This is a genomic window from Arthrobacter sp. TJ-178 (assembly GCF_058269275.1).
Genome location: NZ_JBZCNK010000001.1, coordinates 650718 through 664627, shown reverse-complemented (window position 1 = coordinate 664627; position 13910 = coordinate 650718). Strand labels below are relative to the sequence as shown.

Annotated in this window: 16 protein-coding genes; 10 read left to right on the top strand and 6 right to left on the bottom strand. The window is 65.2% G+C overall.

Annotation, left to right across the window (positions count from 1 at the left end):
* Positions 1 to 7: 7 nt before the first annotated feature.
* Genes AC4D2Q_RS03150 through proC form a run of 3 tightly spaced genes read left to right on the top strand, consistent with a single transcriptional unit; the run spans position 8 to position 2826 of the window.
* A complete protein-coding gene (locus AC4D2Q_RS03150; RefSeq protein WP_490944881.1) occupies positions 8 to 1108 on the top strand; it encodes a Ppx/GppA family phosphatase in 1101 nt (366 codons plus the stop codon).
* A 3-nt stretch (positions 1109 to 1111) separates the two neighbouring features.
* Positions 1112 to 1942 (top strand): sugar phosphate isomerase/epimerase family protein, encoded by an 831-nt coding sequence (locus AC4D2Q_RS03145; protein WP_490944879.1) that lies wholly within the window; start codon positions 1112 to 1114, stop codon positions 1940 to 1942.
* 35 nt (positions 1943 to 1977) lie between these two features.
* Complete coding sequence (gene proC, locus AC4D2Q_RS03140) at positions 1978 to 2826, top strand: pyrroline-5-carboxylate reductase (RefSeq protein WP_490944878.1); 849 nt, start codon at positions 1978 to 1980, stop codon at positions 2824 to 2826.
* A 350-nt stretch (positions 2827 to 3176) separates the two neighbouring features.
* Here the strand turns inward: proC and AC4D2Q_RS03135 are convergent, their stop codons facing one another.
* Together AC4D2Q_RS03135 and AC4D2Q_RS03130 are read right to left on the bottom strand one after the other, a co-directional pair.
* Entirely contained in the window at positions 3177 to 3845 is a 669-nt protein-coding gene (locus AC4D2Q_RS03135; protein WP_490926266.1) for a potassium channel family protein, read from the bottom strand.
* Positions 3838 to 5247, bottom strand: coding sequence for a TrkH family potassium uptake protein (locus tag AC4D2Q_RS03130; RefSeq protein ID WP_490944876.1), 1410 nt, complete (start codon positions 5245 to 5247; stop codon positions 3838 to 3840). Before AC4D2Q_RS03130 ends, AC4D2Q_RS03135 begins: the two co-directional genes overlap by 8 nt.
* Before the next feature lie 168 nt (positions 5248 to 5415).
* On the opposite strand from AC4D2Q_RS03130, the gene AC4D2Q_RS03125 reads away from it, so the two are divergent.
* The 5 genes from AC4D2Q_RS03125 (at position 5416) to AC4D2Q_RS03105 (ending at position 9356) form a co-directional block, all read left to right on the top strand.
* A complete protein-coding gene (locus AC4D2Q_RS03125) occupies positions 5416 to 6624 on the top strand; it encodes an acetoin utilization protein AcuC (RefSeq protein ID WP_490944874.1) in 1209 nt (402 codons plus the stop codon).
* Between the two features lie 87 nt (positions 6625 to 6711).
* Entirely contained in the window at positions 6712 to 7299 is a 588-nt protein-coding gene (locus tag AC4D2Q_RS03120; protein ID WP_490944872.1) for an ArsR/SmtB family transcription factor, read from the top strand.
* A gap of 84 nt (positions 7300 to 7383) precedes the next feature.
* The gene (gene gdhA / locus AC4D2Q_RS03115; protein WP_490944871.1) at positions 7384 to 8724 is read left to right on the top strand and encodes an NADP-specific glutamate dehydrogenase; all 1341 of its coding nucleotides are present in this window, start codon (positions 7384 to 7386) and stop codon (positions 8722 to 8724) included.
* 173 nt (positions 8725 to 8897) lie between these two features.
* The gene (locus AC4D2Q_RS03110) at positions 8898 to 9110 is read left to right on the top strand and encodes a helix-turn-helix domain-containing protein (RefSeq protein WP_490926271.1); all 213 of its coding nucleotides are present in this window, start codon (positions 8898 to 8900) and stop codon (positions 9108 to 9110) included.
* A gap of 147 nt (positions 9111 to 9257) precedes the next feature.
* The gene (locus AC4D2Q_RS03105; RefSeq protein WP_003792170.1) at positions 9258 to 9356 is read left to right on the top strand and encodes a 30S ribosomal protein bS22; all 99 of its coding nucleotides are present in this window, start codon (positions 9258 to 9260) and stop codon (positions 9354 to 9356) included.
* 82 nt (positions 9357 to 9438) lie between these two features.
* Here AC4D2Q_RS03105 and AC4D2Q_RS03100 read toward each other — a convergent pair whose 3' ends face one another.
* Positions 9439 to 10251 carry an HAD family hydrolase gene (locus tag AC4D2Q_RS03100; RefSeq protein WP_490944870.1) on the bottom strand — a complete coding sequence of 271 codons (813 nt, stop codon included), beginning with the start codon at positions 10249 to 10251 and terminating at the stop codon, positions 9439 to 9441.
* Between the two features lie 87 nt (positions 10252 to 10338).
* On the opposite strand from AC4D2Q_RS03100, the gene AC4D2Q_RS03095 reads away from it, so the two are divergent.
* Complete coding sequence (locus AC4D2Q_RS03095; RefSeq protein WP_490944869.1) at positions 10339 to 10593, top strand: glutaredoxin family protein; 255 nt, start codon at positions 10339 to 10341, stop codon at positions 10591 to 10593.
* A 102-nt stretch (positions 10594 to 10695) separates the two neighbouring features.
* Entirely contained in the window at positions 10696 to 11406 is a 711-nt protein-coding gene (locus tag AC4D2Q_RS03090) for a redox-sensing transcriptional repressor Rex (RefSeq protein ID WP_490944868.1), read from the top strand.
* A 42-nt stretch (positions 11407 to 11448) separates the two neighbouring features.
* Here the strand turns inward: AC4D2Q_RS03090 and AC4D2Q_RS03085 are convergent, their stop codons facing one another.
* The 3 genes from AC4D2Q_RS03085 to AC4D2Q_RS03075 all read right to left on the bottom strand — a co-directional run bounded on the left by AC4D2Q_RS03085 (position 11449) and on the right by AC4D2Q_RS03075 (position 13904).
* A complete protein-coding gene (locus tag AC4D2Q_RS03085; protein WP_490944866.1) occupies positions 11449 to 12216 on the bottom strand; it encodes a hypothetical protein in 768 nt (255 codons plus the stop codon).
* 211 nt (positions 12217 to 12427) lie between these two features.
* On the bottom strand, positions 12428 to 13201 hold the full coding sequence (locus AC4D2Q_RS03080; protein WP_490944865.1) for a hypothetical protein: 774 nt from the start codon (positions 13199 to 13201) through the stop codon (positions 12428 to 12430).
* Positions 13202 to 13361: 160 nt separating this feature from the next.
* Positions 13362 to 13904: a YceI family protein gene (locus AC4D2Q_RS03075; protein WP_490926277.1), complete on the bottom strand. Its 543-nt coding sequence runs from the start codon at positions 13902 to 13904 to the stop codon at positions 13362 to 13364.
* Positions 13905 to 13910 lie beyond the last annotated feature (6 nt).

Sequence of the window (13910 nt, the reverse complement as noted above, 5' to 3'; positions counted from 1 at the left end):
TGGAACCATGCGATTAGGCGTGCTCGACATTGGTTCCAACACCGTCCACCTCCTGCTGGTGGATGCCCATCCGGGTGCCCGGCCGGTACCGTTTGCCTCCCACAAGCGCCCGCTGTCACTGATCGCGCATTTGGACGACGACGGCGCCATCACCGAAGCGGGCCAGCGCGAGCTGATCAACTTTGTGGCCGAAGCCGAGGAATTCGCCCGCCGGCACCGTGCCCAGGACCTGTTGTCCTTCTGCACCTCGGCAATCCGTGAAGCACCCAACGGTGAGGCCGTGCTTGCCCGGGTGGCGGCCGAGACCGGCGTTCATCTCCGCGAACTCAGCGGCCCCGAGGAAGCGTCCCTGACATTCCTGGCCGTGCGCCGCTGGTACGGGTGGGGCGCCGGAACACTGCTGGACCTGGATATTGGCGGCGGGTCCTTCGAGATGGCCCAGGGTGCCGATGAACTGCCTGAAACAGCCCTGTCCCTGCCGCTGGGGGCCGGCCGGCTGACCCGGGACTGGCTGGCAGAGGATCCGCCCACGGCCAAGAGCATCAAGAAACTCCGCAAGTACATCCGTTCCTCCGTTCAGGAAGCCGCCGCGGAGTTTGAGCCGCTGGGCCGCCCGGACCTCGCCGTCGGCACTTCCAAGACCTTCCGGTCGCTGGCACGCATCGCCGGAGCCGCGCCGTCCGCGGCGGGCCCCTACGTCCGCCGTCGTCTGCAGCGCGAGGACCTTCGCCTGTGGATGAAGCGGCTGGAAACCATGACCATCGATGACCGCAGCAACCTGGGCGGGGTTTCGCAGATCCGCGCAGCGCAGGTGCTGGCCGGGGCGATGACGGCCCATGCCGCCATGAAGGCCTTTGACCTCTTCGAGCTGGACATCTGCCCGTGGGCGCTGCGCGAGGGCCTGATCCTGCAGCGCTTCGACACCCTCCGGTTCGAGACCGACGGACCTCTCCCGGACAGCCCGGCGGCAACCGGCATTCCCGGGGTTTCCCGGCTTGAAAGCGCAGCTGACATCGCTCCATTCGACGGCCTGGAAACCGTCGGTGCCGCCGGCAGCCGGTCCGGCTTTGATGACCGGCACAGCCTCCTCTACGGAAAGTCCAGCTGAACGATGTCCACTTCATCCCAACTGTCACCGGAGCAGGAGAGCACCTCCCCGGCCATCCCGGTGGCCCTCTCCAGTGCTTCCGTTTATCCCCTGAGCGTTCATGACACCTTCGCCATCGCCCATGACCTGGGTTATGACGGTGTGGAGGTCATGGTCACCGGGAACAGCGACAGCCAGAACCCGCAGACCCTGAACGCGCTGAGCGAGCAGTATCAGCAGCCCATCCTGGCCATCCATGCGCCCACGCTGCTGCTGACCCAGCAGGTGTGGGGCAAGGCATGGACCAAGATCGAACTCTCCGCAGCTATGGCCGCGGAAGTCGGCGCCCGCACCGTGGTGGCCCATCCGCCGTTCCGCTGGCAGTCAGGCTATGCGGAGAACTTTGCCGAGGGCGTGCGGCATATTGCCGAACAGTACGGCGTCACCATTGCGGTGGAGAACATGTACCCCTGGCGGGTCCGCGGCCGTGAAGCCAAGGCCTACCTGCCGCACTGGAATCCGATTCCGGAACCCTACGAACACGTCACCTGGGACTTCTCCCATGCTGCCATCGCCGGAATGGACTCCTATGAGGAGCTGCTCAAGCTCGGCCCGCGGCTGCACCACGTGCACCTCACCGACGGAACACCCAACGGCAAGGACGAGCACATGCTCCCCGGCGAAGGCACCCAGCGCTGTGCCGAAGCACTGCAGTACCTGAGCGAAACCGGATTCAACGGCGTTGTGGCCATTGAAGTGAGCACCCGCAAGGCCAAGGGGGCCGGAGAGCGCGAGGACCAGCTGAAGCAGACACTGGACTTTGCCCGCATGAACCTGGGCCAGATCTCCGAATAGCAGGGCTGCACGCCTGCCGTGACAGAATCGGGGACATGGAGACCGAAGAAATCCACCTGACCTTTTTGGGCTGCGGCTCAATGAACGAAGCCATCCTCAGCGGCATCCTCGCGGGCGGTTTTCCCGCCTCGCAGGTCACCGCCACGGTGCGGCGGCCCGAGCGCGCCGCCGAGCTGCGCGAGCGCCACGGCATCACCGTACTGGCGGGCAGCGACGACGCCGAGGCCAACCGCACCGCCGTCGCGGACGCCGACGTCGTCATCATTGGCGTCAAGCCCGTGGGCGTAGCCGACCTGCTGGACGAGATTTCCCCGGCCCTGCCGCACGGTGCCGTGGTGATCAGCGTGGCCGCTGCGGTGTCGCTGGAGATGCTCGAGGCCGGTCTCCCCGCGGGACAGCCGGTTATCCGGTCCATGCCCAACACGCCTTCCAAAGTGGGCCGCGGAGTGGTTTCCATCTCCGCCGGAAACAGCGCCACCGAGGCCACGATGTCACTGGCCGCCGAGCTGCTCTCGGCCACCGGGCGCGTGGTTCAGGTTCCCGAGGACCAGGTGGACGCCGTCTCCGCGGTGAGCGGATCGGGTCCCGCTTACGCCTTCTATCTGGCCGAGGCGATGGCCCGCGCCGGCGTGGAACTCGGTCTGGACCCCGAGCTCTCAGCCGTCCTGGCGCGTGACACCGTCGCCGGGGCCGGTTACATGCTCGCCGAGCCCGGCGCGGATGCCACCGCGCTGCGCCGCGGAGTGACCAGCCCCAACGGCACCACCGAAGCGGCCATCAAGAGCTTCGACTCCCAGGACCTGCCCGGCGTCATTGCGCGCGGGGCGCGTGCCGCAGCCGAGCGCGCAGCTGAAATCACTGCGGAACTTTCCGCCAAGAAATAGCGATCCGGCGGGCACGTCGCGGAGTGGGCAGCGGACTGGTCCGGGTTTTCCGGGCCAGTCGCCGGGGTTTTGCGGGGATAGCCTGCCTCCGCTTCCGATCCGTGGAATCCTTTGTGCAGATAACGGGCCTATTCGGCCTGCGCTGGAATCCTTCGTGCAGATAACGGGCTTATTGGGCCAGTGCTGGAATCCTTCGTACAGATAACGGGGCCAAATCCGCTAATCCCGATGTTTTGAGCCCCGTATCTGTACGAGGAATTTCCGCAGAGCCCGTTATCTGCCCGAAGGATTCCAGCGGGCAGCCGGGAACTTCCCGTCGTCGGAATCCCGCCGGGCCTGCGTACTCAGCGCTACGGGCGGGCGGCGAACCGCTCCAGCAGGTCCACGTGGCCGGACACAATGAGCATGTCGCGGGAGGACACCCTGGTGTCGGCCCGGGCATAGGTGAAGTCCTCGCCGGGTGACTTCACGCCCACCACCGTCACGCCGTACTTGGAGCGGACGTTGGACTCGCCGAGCGTGAAGCCCTGGGTCTCCCGGGGCGGATACATCTTCACGATCGCAAAATCGTCGTCAAACTCGATGAAGTCCAGCATCCGGCCGCCCACCAGGTGTGCAGCCCGGCGTCCGGCGTCGGCCTCCGGATAAATCACGTGGTTGGCGCCGATGCGGGCCAGGATCTTTCCGTGGGCGGACGTGATGGCCTTGACCCACAGGTGCTCGATGCCCAGATCCACCAGGTTTACGGTGATCAGCACACTGGATTCAATGGACGTTCCCACGCCAACGACGGCGGAGGAAAAGTCCTGGGCACCGAGCTGCTTGAGCGCGTCGATGTTGGTCGCATCGGCCTGCACCACGTGGGTGAGGATGCCCGACGCCTTCTGGACCAGAGCCGGATCACGCTCAATGGCCAGGACCTCCCGGCCCTGCTTGACCAGCTGTTCGGCGGTGGCGGAGCCAAAGCGTCCCAGCCCAATCACCAGGACGGGAGCATTGTGAGCTGGTCTGTCAGCCAATGATCGGCCTTTCTTCGGGGTAGTGGTAAAGCGTGCTGCGCTGCCGGATCGCCAGTGCCGCGGCCAGGGTGATGGTACCCACGCGGCCGGCAAACATCAGCGCGGACAGCAGGTACTTGCCTTCCGGCGGCAGCGCTTCGCTAAGTCCAATACTCAGCCCACAGGTGGCAAACGCGGAAATCACCTCGAACAGCACGGGCTGCAGTGTCTCCTTGGTGATGGCCAGCAGCGCCACGGTGGAGACAGCCACCAGCGTGGCACCGAGGATGACCACGGAAATGGCGACGCGCATGGCGCTGTAGGCGATGGTGCGGCCGAAGGCCCGGACATCGGAGTCACCGCGGGCTTCCGCGACGATGGCCAGGAAGATGACGGCAAGCGTGGTCACCTTGATGCCGCCGGCGGTGGAGGCCGAGCCGCCGCCGGCAAACATCAGCATGTCGGTGATCAGCAGCGTGCTGGAATCCTGGTCGGACATGTTGACCAGGCTGAAACCCCCGGAGCGGGTCATGACGGACGCAAACACCGAATGCAGGATCCGGTCCGCCACGTTCATCTCGCCGATGGTCCGCTCGTTGAACCACTCGAAGGCACCCCAGAGGATGCTGCCGCCCACGAGCAGGATGCCCGTGACCAGGAGGGTGAGCTTGGTGTGCAGGTTCCACGCGCGCACGTTCAGCTTGCTTTGCAGCAGGACCATGATGACAGGAAAGCCAAGACTTCCGATGAAGACCCCCACCATCAGGGGAACGAGGATCCACAGGTCCTCGTCATAGGGGACCAGCCCGTCCGAGTGCGGGGTGAAGCCGGCATTGTTGAACGCGGACACCGAGTAGAACACTGCATGCCAGATCGCCTGGCCGGCGGATTCACCCAGGATCATGAACCGCGGCGCCATGACCGCGGCCAGGATCAGCTCAATGGCAACGGTGGTGCTGACGACGATGCGCAGCAGCGAACCGACTTCGCCGAGCCGGCCGGTGTTCATGCCTTCCTGGGCAATCAGTTTTCCGCGCACACCGAGCCGGCGGTTCACGGCCAGGGCCAGCAGCGATGCCATGGTCAGGATGCCCAACCCGCCCACCTGGATGGCAATCAGGATCAGGACCTGGCCAAAACCGGACCAGTGCGTAGCGGTGGAAACCACGGTGAGCCCGGTAACGCAGACGGCCGACACGGCGGTGAAGAGGGCATCGTGCAGGGGCGTCACGACGCCGGCGCTGGAGGACGCGGGCAATGACAGCAGTGCGGTGAACAGCAGAATCACCAGGGCGAACACCATCAGGGCAAGCCGGGCAGGGGAGCCGGCGGCCAGGGAATCCACAAAATCACGCACGGCGGAGAAAACGTTTGCGGGTCGAAACTGCTGCAGCTTCAGCCGGGGCTGCCGGATGGTTGCCATATCGTGCTTGTTTCCTTGGCTCAAAGGGGCGCTGTTCAAGAGAGACGCTGTTCTGCGGCGCGGTGCTCAACAGTAGTACACCACTGCGCGGACCCACCGAAGCCGGTCCGCCACTGCGGCCGCAGCTTCAACCTCCAAGTATCGCGCAGATCGCGTAGCCTGTTCAGCATGATCACCCGCGGATTGAGCCAACCGATCATGCCAACCCGCATCATCTGGCATGAGTCCATGCTGGATTACAACTTTGGTCCCGGCCATCCAATGAGTCCGCTGCGCCTGGACCTCACCGCCAGGCTGGCGCGTGAGCTGGGAATCTTTGAGCTGCCCGGCGTTTCCGTGGGTGAGCCTTTTGTCGCCAGCGACAAGGAACTGGGCACGGTGCACGGCAGCGAATACATTGCCGGAGTCCGCGCCGTCAGCGCTGACCCGGCGTCGCCCAATGAGAAATTCGGGCTCGGAACCGAGGACAATCCCGCGTTCGCCGGAATGCACGACGCCAGTGCACGGCTGGTGGGCGGCTCCCTGGCCGCCGCGGACGCCGTCCTGTCCGGGGAGGTCGTGCATGCGGTGAACTTTGGCGGCGGCATGCACCACGCGGCCGCGGACCGCGCCTCAGGTTTTTGCATCTATAACGACGCCGCTGCCGCCATCGCGCGGCTGCTGGACAGCGGCGTCAGCAAGGTCCTCTACATCGACGTCGACGCCCACCACGGTGACGGCACCCAGAGCATCTTCTGGAATGATCCGCGCGTCATGACCATTTCGCTGCACGAGACCGGGCTCACCCTCTTCCCGGGCACCGGATTCGCCAATGAAACCGGCGGCCCCGGGGCCGAAGGGACGGCGGTCAACGTGGCCCTGCCGGCCCGGACTTCCGACGCCGGATGGCTGCGTGCCTTCCACGCGGTGGTTCCGCAGCTTGCCGAAGCCTTTGCCCCCGAGGTGATCGTGAGCCAGCACGGCTGTGACAGCCACCTCCATGATCCACTCACCAATCTGCGGCTCAGCGTGGAAACCCAAAGGCAGGCTGCACTGTCCATTGCCGATCTCGCCGCCACCCTCTGCGGCGGCCGGTGGATAGCCACCGGCGGCGGCGGTTACAACGTGGCGTCCGTGGTGCCGCGCTCCTGGTCCCTGCTGATGTCCGTGGCGGCCAACGGAAAAATCCGCTGCAGCACCGAGGTGCCGGCACCGTGGCGGGCATATGTGAAGGAACGCTACGGGGAGGACACCCCGCCGCTGATGGGTGACGGCGTCGAGTTGTGGTGGCGGTCCTGGGAAGTGGGATATGACCCCAATGACGAAATTGACCGCACCGTGATGGCCACCCGGAAAGAGATCTTCCCGCTGTACGGACTTGATCCCTGGTTTGACTGACTGGTGCGGCGGAACGCAGCGGCTCGCCCTAAGGGACGGGCAGCGGCGAAGCCAGCCTTTGTCCGCGGAACGGATAAAGTGGTGCCCATGGTCATCGATGATGTTTTTGCCGTCATTGCGGAAGGCACCCGCCGGGAACTGCTTGGCGCGCTGCGCAGCGGGGATAAATCCGTAGGCGCCCTCGTGGAGGAGCTGGAAGTCAGCCAGCCCACGGTGTCGAAGCACCTGAAGGTGCTCCGTGAAGCCGGGCTGGTGACAATGCGGGCCGAAGGGCAGAAACGCTACTATTCGCTGCAGCCGGCTCCGCTGGAGGAGATCGTGCTGTGGCTGAAGGCTTTTGATCTCCCGTCGCTGCAAACCGGCGCGGCTTCCGGACAGCGCCTGGCATCCGTTGCCGCCGGAAGCGCCGGAGCAGGCGCGCCGGGAACCGGTGCGGCATCCGCGGGAATGCGCACCAACCGGCCGCTGTTCACGGCACGGCCCACGACGTCGTCGACTCCGCGCTCCGCAGCGGAGGTTGTGGCTGCCGGACTGGAACCGGGCAGCGCCGAGATCGTGCCGGCCGGCGCGGATCCGGCATCGGCCCCCAATTTGGGACGCACCGTTGGGCGGGCAGCGGAACGGGCAGCCGATCTGCTGGGGCAGTTCCCGAAGTTCCGGCGTCGCCGCTCCTAGACCGGTTTTCCCCGTCACACATCGCAAGCCGGGCACGCGAACGCTAGCTTTGAAGGTGGGAAAACTTCGAAGGAGCAACTGAAAATGGAGCCATCACTCGTTAGCGTGCGCGATGAAGTGTTTCGCCGGAATCCCGGCGAAACTGAATTCCATCAGGCGGTGCTGGAGGTCTTTGACAGTCTGGAGCCGGTGCTCCGCAAGCACCCCGAGTTCCGCGACGCCGCCATTCTGGAGCGCATCTGCGAGCCGGAACGCCAGATTATCTTCCGGGTGCCCTGGGTCGATGACAAGGGACAGGTGCAGATCAACCGCGGCTTCCGGGTGGAGTTCAACTCGGCTCTCGGTCCCTTCAAGGGCGGCCTGCGGTTCCACCCCTCCGTGTATCTGGGCATCGTCAAATTCCTCGGCTTCGAACAGATCTTCAAGAACGCCCTGACCGGGATGCCCATCGGCGGCGGCAAGGGCGGTTCCGACTTTGACCCCCGCGGCAAATCGGATGCTGAGGTCATGCGCTTCTGCCAGTCCTTCATGACGGAGCTCTACCGGCACATCGGTGAATACACCGACGTGCCCGCCGGCGACATCGGTGTTGGCGGCCGCGAGATCGGTTACCTTTTTGGCCAGTACAAGCGCATCACCAACCGTTACGAGTCCGGAGTGCTGACCGGCAAGGGCGTCAGCTGGGGCGGATCGCTGGTCCGTCCCGAGGCCACCGGCTACGGGGTGGTGCTTTTCGTGGAGGAAATGCTCAAGACCCGGAACATGAGCCTGGACGGGCAGCGCGTCATTGTCTCCGGCTCCGGCAACGTGGCCATCAACGCCATCGCGAAAGCCCAGTTCCTGGGAGCCAATGTCATTGCCTGCTCCGATTCCCAGGGCTACGTCGTGGATGAAAAGGGTATCGACGTGGCCCTGCTGCGCCAGATCAAAGAGGTGGAGCGCGGACGCATGACGGACTACGCCAAGCGCCGCGGCAGCTCCGCCGCCTATGTTTCCGGGGGTTCCATTTGGAACGCCGGTGCCACTGTGGCGCTGCCGTGTGCCACGCAGAATGAACTTAACGACGCCGATGCCCGCGCGCTGGTTGCCTCCGGTGTGGTGGCTGTGGCCGAAGGGGCGAATATGCCCTGCACTCCCGGGGCCATTGAAATCTTCCAGGAGGCCGGGGTTCTCTTTGGTCCGGGCAAGGCCGCCAACGCGGGAGGGGTGGCCACTTCGGCCCTGGAAATGCAGCAGAACGCCAGCCGCGATTCCTGGTCCTTTGAGCACACCGAAAGGCGCCTGACGGAAATCATGGTCAACATCCACGACAACTGCGCCGGCACCGCCGAGGAGTACGGCGCCCCCGGGAATTACGTGGTGGGTGCAAACATCAACGGCTTTGTGCGGGTGGCCGACGCCATGCTCGCCCAGGGCATCATCTAGCCGGCCGGAAGCAATCTGACGGGGCCTGAAGACGGCATCTGAACTTCCGCTACCGTGACCCAAGACACTAGAGTGGAAGACCGGACGACAATCCCAGTGCCAGGCACACGCGTCTCCCCGATGACGCTGCAGTGCATCCGGTTGTTGCACATCAGCAAAGGAACGTAAGTCATATGGCAGACGAGGGGAATTTCTCGGACGTACGGTTTCTGACCGTTTCAGAGGTAGCGGAGGTCATGCGGGTCTCCAAGATGACCGTGTACCGTCTGGTGCACTCGGGGGATCTGCCTGCCGTGCGCTTCGGGCGGTCCTACCGTGTACCGGAATCCGCAGTGCAGCAGGTGCTGAAAAACGCCGTGATTGACCGGCGAACGGACACTGCGTAGCGCTGTCACTGGATACCGCGGCGAGGCGGTACCCTGTTAAAGAACGTTTTACATCGTGGCAACCAACTGCCGGTGTCGACGCGCGGGTGCCAACGGTACCGAAGCGTTGGAGCCGGCGTCTGACTATTTCAAGTTTGTGAGGACTCTGTGGGTTCAGTAATTAAGAAGCGCCGCAAGCGTATGGCAAAGAAGAAGCATCGTAAGCTGCTTCGCAAGACCCGCCACCAGCGTCGCAACAAGAAGTAAGCAGGATCTTTCCTGGACAAACCCGCCGCCCATCGGGCCGGCGGGTTTGTTATTTAACGACGCGGTGTGTCCGCCCGGACTGCTAGCGGGAACGGACCCAGGAGAACCCGCGCCACAAACCGTAGGCGCTGCCGGCCACCGTGGCACCCTTGAGGCCCAGGGTTGCGGCGCGCCGGCCGGACCTGAAGTCGTAGATGGGCCAGTTGCGGTCCCGGGCATGACGGCGCAGCCGCGCATCGGGATTGATGGCCACCGGATGACCAACCATGCTCAGCAGGGGGACATCATTGTAGGAATCGCTGTAGGCCCAGCAGCGCTCCAGCTCAAGGCCTTCCTTCTCGGCCAGGATCCGGACGCCTTCGGCCTTCGCCGGACCGTGCAGGAAGTCGCCTACCAGCCGCCCGGTGTAACGCCCGTCGTAAATCTCGCTGACTGTTCCCAGTGCACCGGTCAGGTGCAGCCGCTCTGCAATGACTGAGGCCACTTCGACGGGGGTACCGGTGACCAGCCAGACTGGACGGCCGGACTTCAGATGCTGCTCGGTGAGGGCGCGGGTGCCCGGCCAGATCTTGGATTCGATCATTTCGTCATAGACTTCTTCGCCCATGATGCGAATGTCCGCCTGCGCCAGGCCGGTCGCCAGCGTCAGCGCGGCGTCGCGCACCGAATGCACGTCCTTCAGATTCTCGCCCTGCAGCATGAAGCGCGCCTGCTTGCGGGCGAAGCCGAATGCTTCGCGGAGGGTGAAGACCCTGCGCTGGTACATTTTCCTCCCCACGTGGAACAGGCTTGCTCCGCGCATGAGGGTGTTGTCCACGTCGAAGAACGCAGCCTCGCCGGGTTTGACCGCAGCGGTCAGGGGCTCGGCGGCTCGTACTGCGCTGCTTCTGGGCATACCCCGAGTCTACGCAAAAACTGGCTCCGGTGGCCGATGGGTCGCCCGGCGTCCGCACCAGGTGGACGCAGCGGCTACTTTAGATGTATGACCTCTTCCGCCGCTGCCCCGGACCTCCTCCTGCTCACCCGGCCCGGCTGCCACCTGTGCGTGGAAGCCCGCGCAGTGCTGGAACGGATCCGCACTGACCTGGGCGTCGGCTGGCGTGAACAGTCCATCGAAGGGGACACCGACCTGACCTCCCGCTTCGGTGAAGAGATTCCCGTGCTCTTGATCGACGGCGTGCAGCGCGACTTCTGGCAGCTTGACGAGTCCAGGATCCGGCGCCTCCTGGGAGCCTGATCCGGGACGCTTTGTCCACACCCCGCAGCGGGCTTAGAGTGGGAAAACGGGCCAGCGCCGTGGTTACCGCCAGCCGTGGACACCAACTATGGATAGGTACACGTGAGCATCTCGGAGGAACCAGCCCCGCCGGCGAGCGCAGTAGCCGACCGGCGCATCCCGCCTGCCTCGCTCGCCCGCCTGACAATTTATCTGCGGGCACTGAGCGCCCTGCTGGCGGACGGCATCGAGCGTGTGTCCTCGGATGAACTGGCTGAAGCGGCTGGGGTCAACTCGCCCAAGCTGCGCAAGGACCTGTCCTATCTGGGGTCCTACGGCACGCGCGGCGTCGGATACGACGTCTCCTACCTCAGCGAACAGATTGCCGCAGCCCTGGGCCTGACCCGCAACTGGCGGGTGGCCATCATCGGTGCCGGAAACCTGGGCAGGGCACTGGCCGGGTACCCGGGGTTTGGTTCCCGCGGCTTTGAAGTGGTGGCCCTGTTTGACGCCGACCAGCTGGTGATCGGGCAGGAAGTCGGCTGGCTCCGGGTCAGTTCCGTGGATGACATGGACAACGTGCTGGTGCGGACCCGGACCAACATGGTTGTCCTGTCGGTTCCCGCCGAGGTGGCCCAGGACCTCTGTGACCGGGTCATTGCCGCGGGTATCACCAGCATCCTGAGCTTCGCCCCCGTGGTGCTGCAGGTTCCGGACCACGTCCAGGTGCGCAAGGTGGATATGGCAACCGAACTCCAGATTCTGGCGTATCACGCACAGCGGTCCCAGGTTTCGGACATCGCGGCCCAGGCCCGGGCCCGGATGGCGCCGTAAGACCTGGTCGTCGTTACGGCGCCGTCGTCGGTCCGTCCTGGTTCAGGGCTCGCCCAGATACTGGCTGCGGCGCGGCCGGAAGTACCGGGAACACCGCTGCCGGTAGAGCGGCACAAGCCCCGCGGCTGCCAGGAGCAACGCGGCAGTCTGCGGCATGTTGTCCTCGCGCAGCGCCAGAACCAGTGCCGCGGCGGCAATCACCGAGGCTCCGATGCGCGCCCAGTTCCGTCCTTCCCGAATCATGAACGCGAAGAGTACATAGAGTCCAAAGACCACCACAGAGGCGGCAAGGGTGACAGCCTGCATGGCAGCGGAGTAGTCGGCGGGTGTGACCCCCAGCTGCCCCAGCTGCGCGGCGTCCGGCGGCAGCTCGGTGAGCGGACGGCGGCTGGCAGCCACCCCTCCGGCGAGACTGATGAAGCCTGCCAGCATCATCAGCGCAAAGCCCAGACGCACCGTCCGCGGCCGCGGACCCTTCCACTCGCTGTAGGGGATCCGTGCGGGCAGGGCAGGGGCAGGGGAGGAACCAGGTGCCGCAGGGATCGCCACGGAGGCCGGGACCGCGAACGGCACTGACCTTTCCTCGACGTTCAGCGGTGCCGCTGGGGCCGGTGCCGGTGCCGGCTTCGCGGGCGCCGGCGAAGCCGCCGGACTGACAGCAGCAGCGGGTGCGGTGCGGGCTCCGTCCGCGGTGTCCTCATGAAGAGTGGCGGGGGTGCGGAAGCCGGCGGCCAGGGCACTGCGGGCCCGGCGGCCAAGACGGAATGCACGGGATTTTTGTGGATTCGGGGAAGCGGGAAGTGAACTCATCGCGGGTGCCGCCTTTGCCAAAAGGGATACGCTCTCAGCGCCGGAACGGGGCGTCCATCCCGGCGGGAGATCAAACGCTACGCCCGTATCCACCGGCTGTGACCAGTGCCGGCCGGTAAGGGCAGGGCAAAGGCAGAAAAAAGGACCGGCCCGCTGGAATCCGGGGGATTCCAGGATGCGGGGCCGGTCCGTGGGTGCCGCGGAGGCGGATTTAGTAGTAGGGGCCGAAGCGCGGCTGGCTGCGGAAATACGGCCGCGAGGGCATCAGATACAGCATCACCACTCCGGCAATTCCGGCCAGCGAGCTCAGGGTGGACAGCAGGTTCAGGGGTGAGGAGAATGCGAGTCCCGTCACCAGCGAAGCCAGCAGGCCGAGGGCGGAAATCGCGGCAAAGACGGTGGCGACAATACGTGCCCAGTTTTTGCCCTTGCGGATGAGCACAGCCAGAAGGACGTAGATCAGCAGCGCAATCACGGAAAGGATAATGCCGGCCGTGACAAACGTAGTGCGGAACAGCTCATCCGTGACGCCGTTGTCCTCGAACATCTGCCGTTCTTCCGGCGTGAGCGCGGCCAACGGGTCATCCGCTGCGGAAAACGTGGAGACGAGGGTGGAGATGAACGTGAGGATTCCTGCGGCCACGATCAGCCAGAACCCGGTCATCACTTCACGGGGTGCCGGCCCTTTGGCGGGAGCCGGGTTGCCCGGTCCCGGGTAGGCGTAGCCGGAGGGCTGGGCGGTCTGATAGCCGTAGGGGCTCTGCGGCTGCTGGCCGTAGGGCTGGCCGTACGGCTGTCCGTAGGGGGACGTGGGCTGGCTGCCCTCAGGGGCGGAACCGGGCTGCCCGTACGGTGTGTACGGCTGGTCGGGCTGCCCGTACCGGGGCGGCTGCGGCAGCCGCTGTCCGTACCGTGGTTCGTCGGCATCGGGCTGCTGCGGGTTGTTCGGGTCACGGGGGTCCGGGTTATTCGGAGGAGTGCTCATTGCCGCCTACTTGCTTGTTGGTGCAGGTACTGCTCCCTACGGGGTGCCGATCAGGGAACCGCAATCGGATTGCTCCAGCCTATCGCGGGGCAAAAACAACTGACACCCCGCCCGGTGTGGGCAGAGTGTCAGTTGTGCGGAGGTTGAGGCGGCGGTGGAACTAGGCTGCGGCCACAAATGCGGCGTCAACGCTGATGGTCACCTTGTCGCCGACGAGGACGCCGCCGGTTTCCAGGGCGGCATTCCAGGTCAGGCCGAAGTCCTTGCGGCTGATGACGGTGGAACCGGAGAAGCCGGCGCGGGTAGCGCCGAAGGGGTCCACGGCCACGCCGTTGAATTCGGTGTCCAGGACCACCGGGCGGGTGTTGCCCTTGATCGTGAGATCGCCGGCCACCCGGTAGGTTTCACCGGAACCTTCGATGCCGGTCACGGTGAAGGTCAGCTGGGGGAACTGCTCGACGTCGAAGAAGTCCGCTCCCTTGACGTGGCCGTCGCGGTTGGCGTCGTTGGAGTTGAAGGAGGCGGACTGGATGACGGCGTTGATGGCCGATTCTTCCAGGGACGGACCGATTTCCATCACAGCGGTTACGTCGTCAAAGCTGCCGCGCACCTTGCTGATGCCGGCGTGGCGGACAGTGAAACCGATCTCGCTGTGCGAGCCGTCGAGGGTCCAAGTGCCGGTGGTGAGTCCGCTGGGGATCATGGTGTG

Coding starts and splice junctions, on each gene's coding strand:
- AC4D2Q_RS03150 (WP_490944881.1), top strand. CDS start 8: ATGCGATTAGGCGTGCTCGACATTGGTTCCAACACCGTCCACCTCCTG.
- AC4D2Q_RS03145 (WP_490944879.1), top strand. CDS start 1,112: ATGTCCACTTCATCCCAACTGTCACCGGAGCAGGAGAGCACCTCCCCG.
- proC (WP_490944878.1), top strand. CDS start 1,978: ATGGAGACCGAAGAAATCCACCTGACCTTTTTGGGCTGCGGCTCAATG.
- AC4D2Q_RS03130 (WP_490944876.1), bottom strand. CDS start 5,247: ATGGCAACCATCCGGCAGCCCCGGCTGAAGCTGCAGCAGTTTCGACCC.
- AC4D2Q_RS03125 (WP_490944874.1), top strand. CDS start 5,416: ATGATCACCCGCGGATTGAGCCAACCGATCATGCCAACCCGCATCATC.
- AC4D2Q_RS03120 (WP_490944872.1), top strand. CDS start 6,712: ATGGTCATCGATGATGTTTTTGCCGTCATTGCGGAAGGCACCCGCCGG.
- gdhA (WP_490944871.1), top strand. CDS start 7,384: ATGGAGCCATCACTCGTTAGCGTGCGCGATGAAGTGTTTCGCCGGAAT.
- AC4D2Q_RS03110 (WP_490926271.1), top strand. CDS start 8,898: ATGGCAGACGAGGGGAATTTCTCGGACGTACGGTTTCTGACCGTTTCA.
- AC4D2Q_RS03100 (WP_490944870.1), bottom strand. CDS start 10,251: ATGCCCAGAAGCAGCGCAGTACGAGCCGCCGAGCCCCTGACCGCTGCG.
- AC4D2Q_RS03095 (WP_490944869.1), top strand. CDS start 10,339: ATGACCTCTTCCGCCGCTGCCCCGGACCTCCTCCTGCTCACCCGGCCC.
- AC4D2Q_RS03085 (WP_490944866.1), bottom strand. CDS start 12,216: ATGAGTTCACTTCCCGCTTCCCCGAATCCACAAAAATCCCGTGCATTC.
- AC4D2Q_RS03080 (WP_490944865.1), bottom strand. CDS start 13,201: ATGAGCACTCCTCCGAATAACCCGGACCCCCGTGACCCGAACAACCCG.
- AC4D2Q_RS03075 (WP_490926277.1), bottom strand. CDS start 13,904: ATGATCCCCAGCGGACTCACCACCGGCACTTGGACCCTCGACGGCTCG.